The organism is Streptomyces sp. NPDC007896 (assembly GCF_042959425.1).
Taxonomy (GTDB): domain Bacteria; phylum Actinomycetota; class Actinomycetes; order Streptomycetales; family Streptomycetaceae; genus Streptomyces.
Genome location: NZ_JBIBKX010000016.1, coordinates 148,347 through 160,712, shown reverse-complemented (window position 1 = coordinate 160,712; position 12,366 = coordinate 148,347). Strand labels below are relative to the sequence as shown.

Annotated in this window: 9 protein-coding genes and 1 tRNA gene; 4 read left to right on the top strand and 6 right to left on the bottom strand. The window is 71.6% G+C overall.

Features of this window, described 5'->3' with window-relative positions:
• Positions 1 to 108 precede the first annotated feature (108 nt).
• The 3 genes from glmU to ACFZDJ_RS40545 form a co-directional block, all read right to left on the bottom strand.
• Positions 109 to 1,557, bottom strand: coding sequence for a bifunctional UDP-N-acetylglucosamine diphosphorylase/glucosamine-1-phosphate N-acetyltransferase GlmU (gene glmU / locus ACFZDJ_RS40555; protein ID WP_390930170.1), 1,449 nt, complete (start codon positions 1,555 to 1,557; stop codon positions 109 to 111).
• A 118-nt stretch (positions 1,558 to 1,675) separates the two neighbouring features.
• A tRNA-Gln gene (locus ACFZDJ_RS40550) sits at positions 1,676 to 1,747 on the bottom strand.
• A 27-nt stretch (positions 1,748 to 1,774) separates the two neighbouring features.
• Positions 1,775 to 2,632: a hypothetical protein gene (locus tag ACFZDJ_RS40545; RefSeq protein ID WP_391066666.1), complete on the bottom strand. Its 858-nt coding sequence runs from the start codon at positions 2,630 to 2,632 to the stop codon at positions 1,775 to 1,777.
• Positions 2,633 to 2,799: 167 nt separating this feature from the next.
• Between ACFZDJ_RS40545 and ACFZDJ_RS40540 the strand changes: the two genes are divergently transcribed.
• Complete coding sequence (locus tag ACFZDJ_RS40540) at positions 2,800 to 4,107, top strand: histidine kinase (protein ID WP_391066663.1); 1,308 nt, start codon at positions 2,800 to 2,802, stop codon at positions 4,105 to 4,107.
• A gap of 237 nt (positions 4,108 to 4,344) precedes the next feature.
• Here the strand turns inward: ACFZDJ_RS40540 and ACFZDJ_RS40535 are convergent, their stop codons facing one another.
• Together ACFZDJ_RS40535 and ACFZDJ_RS40530 are read right to left on the bottom strand one after the other, a co-directional pair.
• A complete protein-coding gene (locus tag ACFZDJ_RS40535) occupies positions 4,345 to 4,878 on the bottom strand; it encodes an SUKH-3 domain-containing protein (RefSeq protein WP_390930166.1) in 534 nt (177 codons plus the stop codon).
• Between the two features lie 82 nt (positions 4,879 to 4,960).
• The gene (locus tag ACFZDJ_RS40530; RefSeq protein ID WP_168492424.1) at positions 4,961 to 5,470 is read right to left on the bottom strand and encodes a YwqJ-related putative deaminase; all 510 of its coding nucleotides are present in this window, start codon (positions 5,468 to 5,470) and stop codon (positions 4,961 to 4,963) included.
• A 228-nt stretch (positions 5,471 to 5,698) separates the two neighbouring features.
• Between ACFZDJ_RS40530 and ACFZDJ_RS40525 the strand changes: the two genes are divergently transcribed.
• The 3 genes from ACFZDJ_RS40525 (at position 5,699) to ACFZDJ_RS40515 (ending at position 10,620) form a co-directional block, all read left to right on the top strand.
• Entirely contained in the window at positions 5,699 to 6,685 is a 987-nt protein-coding gene (locus ACFZDJ_RS40525; protein ID WP_391066660.1) for an HNH endonuclease, read from the top strand.
• A 7-nt stretch (positions 6,686 to 6,692) separates the two neighbouring features.
• Positions 6,693 to 9,545, top strand: a complete 2,853-nt coding sequence (locus ACFZDJ_RS40520) for an SUKH-4 family immunity protein (protein ID WP_391066658.1) — start codon at positions 6,693 to 6,695, stop codon at positions 9,543 to 9,545.
• Between the two features lie 187 nt (positions 9,546 to 9,732).
• Positions 9,733 to 10,620 carry a cellulose-binding protein gene (locus ACFZDJ_RS40515; protein ID WP_390930161.1) on the top strand — a complete coding sequence of 296 codons (888 nt, stop codon included), beginning with the start codon at positions 9,733 to 9,735 and terminating at the stop codon, positions 10,618 to 10,620.
• A 113-nt stretch (positions 10,621 to 10,733) separates the two neighbouring features.
• On the opposite strand, the gene ACFZDJ_RS40510 is transcribed toward ACFZDJ_RS40515, so the two are convergent.
• Entirely contained in the window at positions 10,734 to 12,344 is a 1,611-nt protein-coding gene (locus tag ACFZDJ_RS40510; protein ID WP_391066865.1) for a cation acetate symporter, read from the bottom strand.
• Between the last annotated feature and the right edge of the window lie 22 nt (positions 12,345 to 12,366).

The following is a 12,366-nucleotide window of genomic DNA, read 5'->3' as shown; positions in this document are numbered from 1 at the left end:
CTCTTCTCAACTGGAGCGCGAGAAGCCTTCTCAGCTGGGGGTGCGGGTGCGCACTTATGCGGGTGTGCACTTATCACGGTACGCCGTGTCAGGCGCACCTGTTTCCGGTCAGGCTTCGCCCTCCGGCTCCCGGGAGGCTGTCTCCGCCGCCTTCGCGGCCGCGCTTCCAGGACGCTTGCGGGCCACCCAACCCTCGATATTCCGCTGCTGGCCACGGGCCACGGCCAGTGAACCGGGTGGTACGTCCTTGGTGATCACGGAGCCCGCCGCGGTGTACGCGCCGTCCCCGACCGTGACAGGAGCCACAAACATGTTGTCCGAACCGGTACGGCAGTGGGAGCCCACGGTGGTGTGGTGCTTCTCCTGCCCGTCGTAGTTCACGAAGACGCTCGCCGCACCGATGTTCGAGTACTCACCGATCGTCGCGTCGCCCACGTAGGACAGGTGCGGGATCTTGGTGCCCTCGCCGATCGTGGCGTTCTTCGTCTCCACGTACGTGCCGATCTTGGCCTTCAGGCCGAGGCGCGTGCCCGGACGGAGATACGCGAACGGGCCCACGGACGCCTGCGGCCCGACCTCGGCGCCGTTGGCGACGGTGTTGTCGACGCGGGCACCCGCGCCCACCGTGGTGTCCTTGAGGCGGGAGTTGGGGCCGACCTCGGCGCCCTCGGCGAGATGTGTGGCGCCCTGGAGCTGGGTGCCCGGGTGGACGATCGCGTCCTGCTCGAAGGTGACGGTCACGTCGATCCAGGTCGAGGCGGGGTCGATGACGGTCACCCCGGCGAGCATGGCCTCGGTGAGCAGCCGGTCGTTGAGGATGCGGCGGGCCTCGGCGAGCTGGACGCGGTTGTTGATGCCGGCGATCTCGCGGTGGTCGCCGGCGACGGCCGCCCCGACCCGGTGCCCGGCCTCGCGCAGGATCCCGAGGACGTCGGTCAGGTACTCCTCGCCCTGGCTGTTGTCCGTCCGCACCTTCCCGAGCGCGTCCGCGAGGAGCTGGCCGTCGAAGGCGAAGACCCCGGAGTTGATCTCACGGATCGCGCGCTGCGACTCGTTCGCGTCCTTGTGCTCGACGATCGCGGTGACCGCGCCGCTGGCGCCGTCCCGCACGATGCGGCCGTAGCCGGTGGCGTCGGGGACCTCGGCGGTGAGCACGGTGACGGCGTTGCCGTCGGCGGTGTGGGTGGCGGCGAGCTGCCGCAGGGTCTCGCCGCTGAGCAGCGGGGTGTCGCCGCAGACCACGACGACGGTGCCGTCGACGACGCCGCCCAGCTCCTCCAGGCCCATCCGTACGGCGTGGCCGGTGCCGTTCTGTTCGGCCTGTACGGCCGTCCGTACGCCGGGGTCGATCTCGGCGAGGTGGGCGGTGACCTTCTCGCGGGCGTGACCCACCACGACGACCAGGTTCTCGGGCTCCAACGCGCGTGCGGCCGTGAGCACATGGCCGACCAGGGAGCGGCCGCACAGTTCGTGCAGGACCTTGGGTGTGGCCGACTTCATACGGGTGCCCTCACCCGCTGCGAGAACGACGACGGCTGCCGGAGGATTGACGCTCACGGATATGCCCTTCGGCTTCGGATGGCTGGGGTGTGGACATCCGCAGGATACCGGGGCGTTTCAGGGGGGACATGAGAGCGGGCCCTGACAGTGCTGTCAGGGCCCGAGTTGCGCATTGCTCCCCCGCCAGGACTTGAACCCGGACAGATGGCACCAAAAGCCACAGTGCTGCCAATTACACCACGGGGGATGAAACTCGACTAAACCGGACATTAGGTCAGGTCGCCGAGTCGGCACCCAACACTATGCCGTACCAGGCGCCCTCGATGCGACGGTACAGATCGGCGCTCTGGAGAACGTAGATCACGAGGCACCCCCTGTAGTTGTCGCCGACGTTCTTGCGGACCGTTTTCGGGTTGTGTTTCTTGAGTGTGCTCTTGTTGAAGGAGCTGTCGTCCGCCCCGACGTGATCCGCCCAGTAGCGCTCGGCGGCGGACACGTCGGCGGACTCGTGGATCATGACGCGGAAGCGCAGGCGTTTCCGTTCTACCTGGAGTAGATCGAGCCAGGCGAGGAAGACGGAGATCATCCCTGGGTCGCTGTTGACGAAGAGAACTTGTTCGCGGCGGCTGTACGGCTTGTCCTTGGCGCCCTCGGCCCAGTACAAGCCGACGCCCACGAGGAACGGTTCGCGATCGGTGAGTTTCCCGATGGCTGCGGCCGCCGCTCGCTTGGTCTCCTCGCGTACCCGGTCCTGCTCGGCGCGCAGTCGTGCGAGCCCCGCGTTCATGCGGGCTCGCTGTTCTTCCGGGGTGCAACGGGGTTCCGGGTGGGGAAGATCCCGCACCCACAGCGAAACCGAACTCTTCGAGCAGCCCAGCTCCGCCTGGATCTCGTTGTACGTCCAGCCCTGCCCCCGCAGCTCACGAGCCCTGTCCCGCAGGTCGTCCTTCGCGTTCGGGCGTTTCGTCCATTCCGGGGGCGGCTCGCCCGTGACGAGGCGTTGGAGGGTCTCCTTGTTGTGGACCTGAAGCTCGTCCCGGATCTGCCGGAGGCTCAGTCCCGCCCGGCGCAGCGCGATCGCTCGTTCGCGCAAGGTCTCGAAATCCGCGTACTTGTTCTGTGGATGTGCCATGGGCATACCGTCCGGGCGGAATGTGATCTTCCGGGGGTGAACGGTGAGGGAATCAGCAGTTCGAGGGATACCGGTGGGTTTCGCTTCTGTTCGATTGCGGAGAGTGGTGTAGGCCAGGAGGCGAAAGTCACCGGAAATGGGGCGGGGTGCGAACGTAGGCTGGACGCATGACCACGACGGGGGAAGAGCACACCGCGGCCGGTACCGGGCCGTGGTGGTGGGTCAGATGGCGTAGTGCCGTGTTGGACGCGAGCCTCGCGTCGGCGTCGGCGGTGGAGTGCGCGATCGAGGGGATTCCGTTCGCGCGCGACGCGGGCCTGCCGGTTCCGGTGGGCGTGGGGTTCGGGCTGGTCGCCGGCTCCGTGCTGCTGTTGCGCCGCCGCTGGCCGATCGCGGTCGTGCTGGTGTCGATCGCGATCACGCCCGCCCAGATGGGGTTCCTGATGGGACTCGTCGGGCTGTACACGCTCGCCGCGTCCGAGCTGCCGCGCCGGATCATCGGGGCGCTCGCGGGGATGTCCTTCGCGGGGATGCTGATCGTCACGTTCGTACGGGCGCACCAGGGCATGGTGCGTGGGGACGTGACGATGGGGGACTGGTTCGTTCCGTTCGTCTCCATCACGACCGCGATCGGGATGACCGCGCCGCCCGTCCTGCTCGGGCTGTACGTGGGGGCGCGGCGGCGGCTGATGGAGAGCTTGCGGGAGCGGGCGGACTCGTTGGAGCGGGAGTTGCAGCTGCTCGCCGAGCGGGCGGAGGAGCGGGCGGAGTGGGCGCGCAACGAGGAGCGGACGCGGATCGCGCGTGAGATGCACGACGTGGTGGCGCACCGGGTGTCGTTGATGGTGGTGCACGCGGCGGCGCTGCAGGCCGTGGCGCGGAAGGATCCCGAGAAGGCCGTGAAGAACGCCGCGCTGGTGGGGGACATGGGGCGGCAGGCGTTGACGGAGTTGCGCGAGATGTTGGGTGTGCTGCGCGCGGGGGACGGGTTGTCGTCCGTGCGGGTGCGGGCGGTGCCGTTGGCGGCCGTGGGGGTGGCGGCTGCGGCTGCGGCCTCGCGGGCGGTCGATGACGGGGCCGAGGGGCCGAGTCTTGCCGAGCTGGACGAGTTGGTCGGGCAGTCGGCGGCTGCGGGGATGGTGGTGGATCTCTCGGTGGAGGGTGACACCCGGGGGTACGCGGCGGAGATCGAGCAGACGGCGTACCGGGTGGTTCAGGAGGCTCTGACCAACGTGCACAAGCATGCGGCGGGGGCGAAGACGTATGTCCGGCTCGCTCATCGGGACGCGGAGATCGCGATGCAGGTCGAGAACGAGTGTCCGCCGGAGCCGGGGTCGGCGTCGGCCATGCATCTGCCCAGTGGTGGTAACGGCCTGGTGGGGATGAAGGAACGGGTTGCCGCGCTGGGGGGAGTGTTCGTGTCCGGGCCGACGGATTCGGGTGGGTTCCGGGTGTCGGCGGTGATCCCGGCGTAGGTCCTTCGGGGTGCGCGGTCGTTGGCTGCGGGTGGGTGGGGGCTGGTCGCGCCCCGCGGCGGAGCCGCATATATACACAGCCCCACGCCCCTGAAAGCCTCCAGCTCATCCGGCGTCTGCGGGCGAGGCCGTTCAGCCCGATGCTGGGGGCCGGGGCGCAGCCCCGGCCCCGGGGGCGCGGGGAACTGCGCGCCAAGCCCCCACCCACCCGCGGCGGAAGAATCCTCCCCGTGGCGGTCAGCCGACTGTCAGGCGGACCGGGGCGACGCCGGACAGGAGGGTGGTGAGGGCGGTGTCGATCTCGGGGCCCAGGTACCAGTCGCCGGTGTGGTCGAGTGCGTAGACGCGGCCCTCGGAGTCGATGGCGAGCAGGGCGCGGGAGTCGGACTCCTCGCCGAGAGGGCAGACCTCGGTGTCCAGGGCGCGGCCGAGGTCGCCGAGGGTTCGGGCCATGTGGAGGCCGTGCAGGGGGTCGAAGTGGAGCGTGGTGGGGGCGAGCTGGCGGCCGGGTCCGGAGGGCTTCACGCGCAGTCCGCCGAATTCCGCCCATGCCTCCACCGCCGCGGGGAACACGGCGTGCCGGTGCCCCGCGGACGACTCGTGTCCCCGTAGCGCGTCGGCCCAGTACTCGGCCTGCTTTATGTCCCAGCGTCCGGGTTGCCAGCCCGCGGAGCGCAGCGCGGCGTCCACGGGTACGGAGAAGCGTGATGGGGGTCCCCCCTGCCCGAGCGGAGCCGAGAGCTTGGGGGAGGAGGAGCGGTCGGCGTGCATCTGCCCTTCGTTCGTCGAGGGTCGGGACATCGGCGCGCTGGCGGGGGCGCCGTCGTACGTACGTGTGCGGGGATGGGGGAGTTCAGGAGCCGCCGGTCGTCGCGGTCGGGTCGACGACGCGGACGCCGAAGTGGTCGCTGAGTGCCGTGCAGGCGCGGCAGGGCGCGGCGAAGCTGCCGTGCAGCGGGTCGCCGTCCTCGCGGATGCGGCGTGCGGTGAGTTTGGCCTGTCTGAGGGCCTTGCGTGCCTCGCCGTTGGTCATCGGCTTGCGGGCGGCGCGTTTGCTGCGGGTGGCGTCGATGGTGGTGATGTGCCGGGAGATGAGGATCGCTTCGGCGCAGCGGCCGGTGAAGCGGTCGCGTTGCGCGCTGGTGAGGGTGTCGAGGAAGTCCTGGACCAGCGGGTGAAGGGCGGGCGGCTGGTCGCCGCGGGCGGCGGTGCCGGTGAGGGTGGCTCCGCGCACGGAGAGGGCGGCGGCGACGGTGGGAAGTATGCCGTCGCGGCGGTGCAGGAGGGTGGGTGCGTGGGCTGCTTCGGCACTGCTCCAGCCGACCCGTGGGTCCCCGGACGTGCCCGTATGTGTCGCGTTCATGATCGTCTTTCCCTCCCGTGCATCCCCCGATGCGGCTACAGACTGCCAAATGGCGTGGCGGGTGCGGAAGCTGGGGCGCGCGACACGCCCGGGCTTCGTCATACCGTCACGGCGGGGTGACGGCAGGTCACGGAACTGGAGGCCCGGTGACCGGTGTCTTCCAACCGCATAGGCTGTCGATATCCGCGATCCATACAGCTATTGAGAACGCCGCAGGGGGCAACCGCCATGACGACAGGTCGGCTCGGGCAGCAAGCCGCGCCGCCGAACGCGGCCTACGCCGGGCAGGTCGTGCATTTCCCGGATCCGGTCCGGGCCACTCGCCACCCCAGAGGTGTACGGGTCGACGCGCACGGCTACCCCGACTTCTCGCCGTACGCGCGTGCCGCCGCGGAGATCGCCGAACCCCCGGAGGGTTTCGGCGTGGACGAACTGCGGTTGACGGACTATGTGTCGGCGAACGCCGCGCTCGCCGCCTCGGGGCACGACCTGTGGGACACGATTGCGCCCGTGGCCACTCCGCATGGGTGGACCTGGCACCACGTGCGGGGCACGCGGCGCCTGGAGCTCGTCCCCGTGGAGGTCAAGGCGCTGTTGCGGCATCACGGCGGTATCGCGACGACGGCCGTCGATCACGGCAAGCGGGGGACGCGGCCGTTGCAGGACACGCGGCCCGCGCACTTCGGGCTGCCGAAGGCGGCGGTCGCGGTGAGCGAGCAGCAGGTGCTCGGGGTCGAGGAGGATCTCGGCTATCGGCTGCCGGGTGCCTATCGGTCCTTCCTGAAGGCCGCGGGCGGGTGCGCGCCGGTCGGTGCCGCGCTCGACGCGGAGCTGGGTCTGCTGGTGGACCAGCCGTTCTTCACGGTGCGCGAGGAAGCCGCCGTGAACGACCTCGTCTACATCAACAAGTGCCTGCGCGACCATCTGACCAAGGATTATCTGTGCGTCGGATTCGTGCAGGGCGGCCTGCTCGCCGTCAAGGTGAAGGGTGACGCGATCGGGTCGGTCTGGTTCTGCGCGTACGACGATGCCCGCGACCAGGACGCCTGGCCGCCGGCCGAGCGCGTGCAGCGGCTGTTGCTGCCCTGCGGCGCCGACTTCGACCAGTTCCTGTCCCGGCTCGCGGGCAATCCGCCGGAGTTGGCGACGGTGGCGAACCTGATGGTGGACGGTGGCTTCGCGCGCGCCGTTCCCGTCTCTTCCCTGGGGGAGTGAACGTCCGATGGTGACCTTCGCGCAGGCGCAGGAGCGCGCGGAAGAGTGGATCAACGGCGAGGTGCCCGGGTACCAGCACCGTGAGGTGCGGGTGCGGGAGTTCGAACTCGGGTTCGTGGTGTGGGCCGAGGACCGCGCCGACGGTCCGCGTTCCGACGGCGGCGCGCAGCGGCTCGTCATCGCGCGGGACAGCGGGGAGGCGACGCTCTGGCCCGGACTGCCGGTCGGTGAGGTGATCCGCCGGTACGAGGAGGAGTACGGGGTGCCGCAGGCGGCCCCGGAAGCGGCTCCGGCGCCTTTGGCCCGGGTCGATCTGAACCAGACGTCGTTCTTGCTGAGCCCTCCGGAGTGGTTGCAGGAGGCGGCGGACAAGCTGGGTATTCCGGATCGGCGGGCGGGTGCGACGTCCGGCGGTGCGAGCGGTGCGGGCCCCGGCGCGGGCTCCCATGCCAACGGGGCTTCCGCGGCCGGTGGTTCGACGACGTCCTCCCCCTCTTCTCCCCCTGCCCCCGCTCCCCCTGCCCCCGCTCCCCCTGCCCCCGCTTCCTCTTCCCCCTCCTCTCCTTCGGACGCGCCGCCGCCGTGGCCCGCCGCCGCGGCCGGTGACGAGCGGGACGCGGGTCCGCGGGACGCCGTGGGGGCGCCGGGCGTGCCCGCTTCGGCGACTCCGTGGGCGGGGACGGACACCGCCGGGGACGGGGGCGAGGACCGTTCCGTGCCGCTGCCGGCGACCGTGTTCGCGCCGCCGCTGACCGACGTCGACGACAAGGCGGGTCCGGGTACGCCGCCCGGTGTGACCCCGGACGCCAAGACGGCTCTGATGTCCGGCGGCAGCCAACTCCCGCGCACGGCACAGGCGCCCGCGGTCGACGCCCCCGCGGCCCCGCCGTCGTACGGCTACCCGCAGGCCGGGCCGGGTGCGCCGGGCATGCCGGGCACGCCGCCTCCGGGTGTGCCGGCTCCCGGTGCTCCGACTCCTGGTGTTCCGGGTGTGCCGGTCCCTGGTGTTCCGCAGGGCACGCCTCCTTCCGGCCCGCCGGCCGCGTACGGCTACCCGCAGGGGCCCGGCGGTGCTCCCGGGACGCCTCCTCCTCCCCCTCCGCCTCCGGGTGTTCCGCAGGGCGCACCCCCGCCCGGTGCGCCCGGGTACGGGTATCCGCAGGGGCAGGCCCCCGTCGCGCCGCCGCGGCCGCTGCCGCCGAACGCCGGTGACATCGCCGACGCCGCGACCAGCAAGGCTCAGGCGCCGCCGAGGGGCGCGCGGGGTGGGGGCGTGAGCGCGCCGCCTCCGCCGAGCGCCCCGGGCGTACCGGGTGCGCGGCCGGGGAGCGCCCCTCCGCCTCCGCCCCCGCCGCCGTCGTCCGGGCCCGGTGCTCCGGGCACCCCGGCAGGTGGGTACGTACCGACGCAACTCGTCTCGCAGCTCGGCCCGAACGGGCCCGGAGTTCCTGGTGCGCCTGCCGCTCCCGGCGCTCCGCAGCCTCCGGGTGGTACGCCTCCCGGGGGTGTCCATCACGCCGCGACCATGCTGGCGGGTCCGCCCGCGGGCGGACCCGGCGCGCCCCAGCCTCCCGGTGCGCCCGGTGCGCCTGGTGCTCCGCAGTCTCCGGGCACCCCGCCCCCGGGCGGTGTCCACCACGCCGCCACCATGCTGGCCGGTCCTCCGGTCGGCCCCCCGGTCGCCGGTCCCGGTGTACCGCCGCCCCCGCAGGCCCCCGGCATGCCCCCGGTCGCGCCGCAGCCGATGCCGGGACAAGCCATGCCCGGTCAGCCGATGCCTGGTCAGCCGATGCCCGGTCAGCCGATGCCTGGTCAACCCATGCCCGGTCAGCCGATGCCGCCCCCGGGACAGCAGCCTCCGGCGTACGGCTACCCGCAGGCCGGGCAGCCGACTGTCGGGCCGGGGTATCAGGCCGTACTGCGCTACCGCGCGCAGGACGGTTCCGAGCAGCAGTTGATCCGGCGTTCCGCGCCGGGGACCCCGCACCCGGAGTGGCAGATCCTGCACGAGCTGCGCGCGATGAATGTGCCGCCGCAGCAAGTGCTGGAGCTGCACACGGAGTTGGAGTCGTGCGAGCTGCCGGGCGCCTACTGCGCGCGGATGATCCGGGAGAGCTGGCCGCAGGCGCGGATCACCAGCATCGCGCCGTACGGCACGGATCACGCGAGCCGTCAGCAGGGCATGCACCAGCTCCTCGCGCACCAGGGCGAGTTGCACCAGGTGGCGGACGGTCCCGCGCGCCCGGCGCCGGTGCGTGCGCCGATTCCGCCGGTGCAGCCCGCGCCGCCGGTTCCGCCGGAGGCGATCGGGCAGGAGCTGGCGGCGGCGTTCGGGCCGGGTCTGTTCCGGTTCGACCAGGCCGCGGTGTCGCGGCAGGGTGTGCCGAACATCGTGGCGCACACGCTGGTGGTGGCCGGACTGCCGGTCGACATGGGCCCGTTCTTCTGGGCGCAGGCGCAGCCGGGCCGTCCGGTGCCGACGCTCGCCGAGCTGGCGCAGGAACGTGGGGTGCAGCCGGCCGCGGACGCGGGCTCGTACCTCGTCATGGGCAGTGACTTCGGCAAGGCGATCTGTGTCCAGTACGGCACCGCGAACATCGTGGCCGTGCCGGTGGAGGCGGGTCCGGGCGGCTCCTCGGTGCCGCCGCAGTTCGTGAACACGGGGCTGCCCGAGTTCGCGCGCTGTCTGGCCCTGCTCGGCCGGATGTGGCGGCTGCGGTTCGGGCTCAACCAGGAGCAGGCGGGCCGCTGGACCGTCGACTTCCAGGCGCAGCTCGCCTCGCTCGACCCGGCGGCGCTCGGCTCGCCGGAGAGCTGGTGGTCGGTGCTGTTGGAGCAGATGTGGGACGGCTTGCTGTGATGCGGCGCTGAGCGTCCGTCAGGGAGCCGAAGGGGTTGGACCCGGTCGTATGACCGGGTCCAACCCTTTTTTTACGTGGCTGACCGCTACGAATGTGCGGAGTGTCGCGTTATGAACACTTACGCCTGATCCACCAAGATGTGCGCCACATCGTGTTGTACGTCGCACAGTGGAGAGGGGCCCAGGGATGAGCAGCGCATCGGTGTCGCCGCACGGCTTCGTGGCCGTACGGGGGCGCGGTTACCGTCCCGAGCAGGTCGACGCGTACTTCGCTGCGCTCTCGGGGGGCCGCGACACCGCCTGGGAACGGGCCGCCCGGCTGACCGTCCTGGCCAAGGAGATGGACGCGGAGGTGGAGCGGCTGCGGGAGGTCGTGGCGCGGCTGGCCCCGCAGACGTACGAGACGCTCGGCGAGCGCGCCTGCCGGATTCGCGAGCTCGGCGAGGAAGAGGCCGCGGCGGTGCGCGAGAACGCGCGGAGCGCGGCCCGGCTGGCCGTCGAGGACGCCGAGGCGGAGGGGCGGCGGATGCGTGATGCGGCGCAGGCGTACGCCGACGAGCTGCGCGGCGAGGCCGAGGAACGCGCCCGGCACCGTCTCCTCGCCGCCCGCGCCGAGGCCGACGAGATGCGGATCGCCGCCCGTCGCGCGATCAAGGAGGGCCGGGGGGAGGCGCTGGCGGCGCTGCGCGAGGTGCGGCAGCGCACCGAAGGTTTCCTCGTCGAGCAGGAGAAGGAGCACGCCGAGCGCTGGGAGGAGGCGGAGCGGGCGGCGGTGGAGCGGGCGGCCGCGCTCGACGCGCACCACGTGGAGCGGGAGGTGCGCGCCGAGGCCGCGCTGGTCGAGGCCGAGCGTGCCCTGGCCGAGGCCGAGGAATTCGCTCGGCACGGGCAGGAGGACGCGACGGCGCGGGCCGCTGAGGTGTTGGCCGAGGCTCGTGTTCGTGAGGAGCGGATCGTTCGGGAGACGGAGCGGGTGCTGCGCGAGCACGGGGAGCGGTGGGACGACGTACGGGCGCAGATGGATCAGGTGCGTACGAGTCTCATGACGCTGACGGGGCGGGCACCGGTGGAGTAGTGGGCGGGCGGGTTGCGGGTTGTTCGGACGCTGCGGGTAGGTCGTGGCTGGGCGCGCGCACTCGGCGGAGCCGCACAAGGTCAACGCCCCGCGCCCCTGTGGGGCGCTGCCCCTTACGGCGTTCTCCGTACCGCCCCCGCCAGGATCCACCCCTCCACCGCCTCGTACTGTCTGCGCTGTTCCTCGGCCTTGCGGCGCCCGGAGATCACCGTCCCCAGCCACCCGTAGGCGAAGCCCAGGGGAATGGACACGAGGCCGGTGGTGGTGAACGGGAACCAGTTGAAGTCGGCCTCGGGGAAGGCCGAAGTGGGGGAGCCGGAGACCAGGTTGGTGCCGGTCATGAGGATCAGGACGGTCAGCGTTCCGCCGATGAGGGTGCACAGGAGGCCCGTGCGGGTGTAGCGGCGCCAGAAGAGGCCGTAGACCAGCGCGGGCGCTATGGCCGAGGCGCCCAGGCAGAACGACAGCGTGACCAGGGGTTGCAGGCTGCGGTGCTGGACGAGGGTGGCGAGCAGGATCGCCGGCGCGCCGACCGCGAGCGCGGAGACCCGGGCGAGGGTCATCTCGCGGCGCGGTGACAGTTCCCGGATCCGCCCGGCGAACACGTCGTGGGCGAGGGAGTTGGCGCAGGCGAGGATCATCCCGGCGACCGAGGCGAGGAGCGTGAGGAAGATCGCCGTCGTCACGGTCGTGAACAGGAGGGTCTCGGCCGTCGACACGTCCGCTCCGAACGCGGCCCTGGATCCCAGCAGGTACGCCGTGTTGCCCTGCGGGTCGGCGGCCGCGATCACGGACCGTCCGATCAGCGCCGTGGCCCCGAACCCGACGACCGTGATGATCAGCACGAAGACGGCCACGCAGGGCACCGCCCAGGACATCGAGCGACGGACCTGACGGGCGCTGCCCGCGGTGTACATGCGCATGGTGATGTGCGGCAGGCAGGCGCCGCCGAGGACCACGGTCAGCTCCGAACTGATCATGTCGATACGGGGGTTGGGCCCGCCCGCGAACTGCAGGCCGGAGTGGAGGAAGGCGGTCCCGACGCCGCTGTTGCGGGCGGCGGTGTCGAACAGGGCCCCGGGGTCCCAGCCGAAGCGCTGGAGGATGAGGGCGGCGACCACGGTGCCGGAGCCGAGCAGCATCACGATCTTCAGGATCTGGATGAGGGCGGTGCCCTTCATGCCGCCGATCGCCGCGTAGCTGATCATCAGTGTGCCGAGGCCGATGATGCAGCCGGTCTTGAGGGAGTCGCTGGAGAATCCGAGAATGAAGGCCAGTAGATCGCCCGCGCCGGCGAGTTGGACCAGCATCAGCGGCAGCAGGGCGACGAGGGTCGCGGCGCACGCCGTGATGCGTACCGCGCGTCCCGGCATCCGTCGTGCGAGCGCGTCGCCCATGGTGAACCGGCCCGCGTTGCGCAGCGGTTCGGCCAGCAGGAACATCAGCAGCATCAGCGACAGGGCGGTGCTGAGGGCGAGGACGACACCGTCGTACCCGGCGAGGGCGATGACGCCGCCGGTGCCGAGGACGGTCGCGGCGGAGATGTAGTCCCCGGCGATGGCGAGGCCGTTGCGCATCGGCGACAGGGAGCCGTAGCCCGTGTAGAACTCGTCGAGGTCGTCGCGGTCCGGCCCGGTCATCACGCACAGCAGCAGTGTGATCGTGGCGACGGCCGTGAACGCCACCAGTGACATGGCCCGTGCGGAACTGCTGAAACCGACCATGCTCGTCAGGGCGGTCACCTCG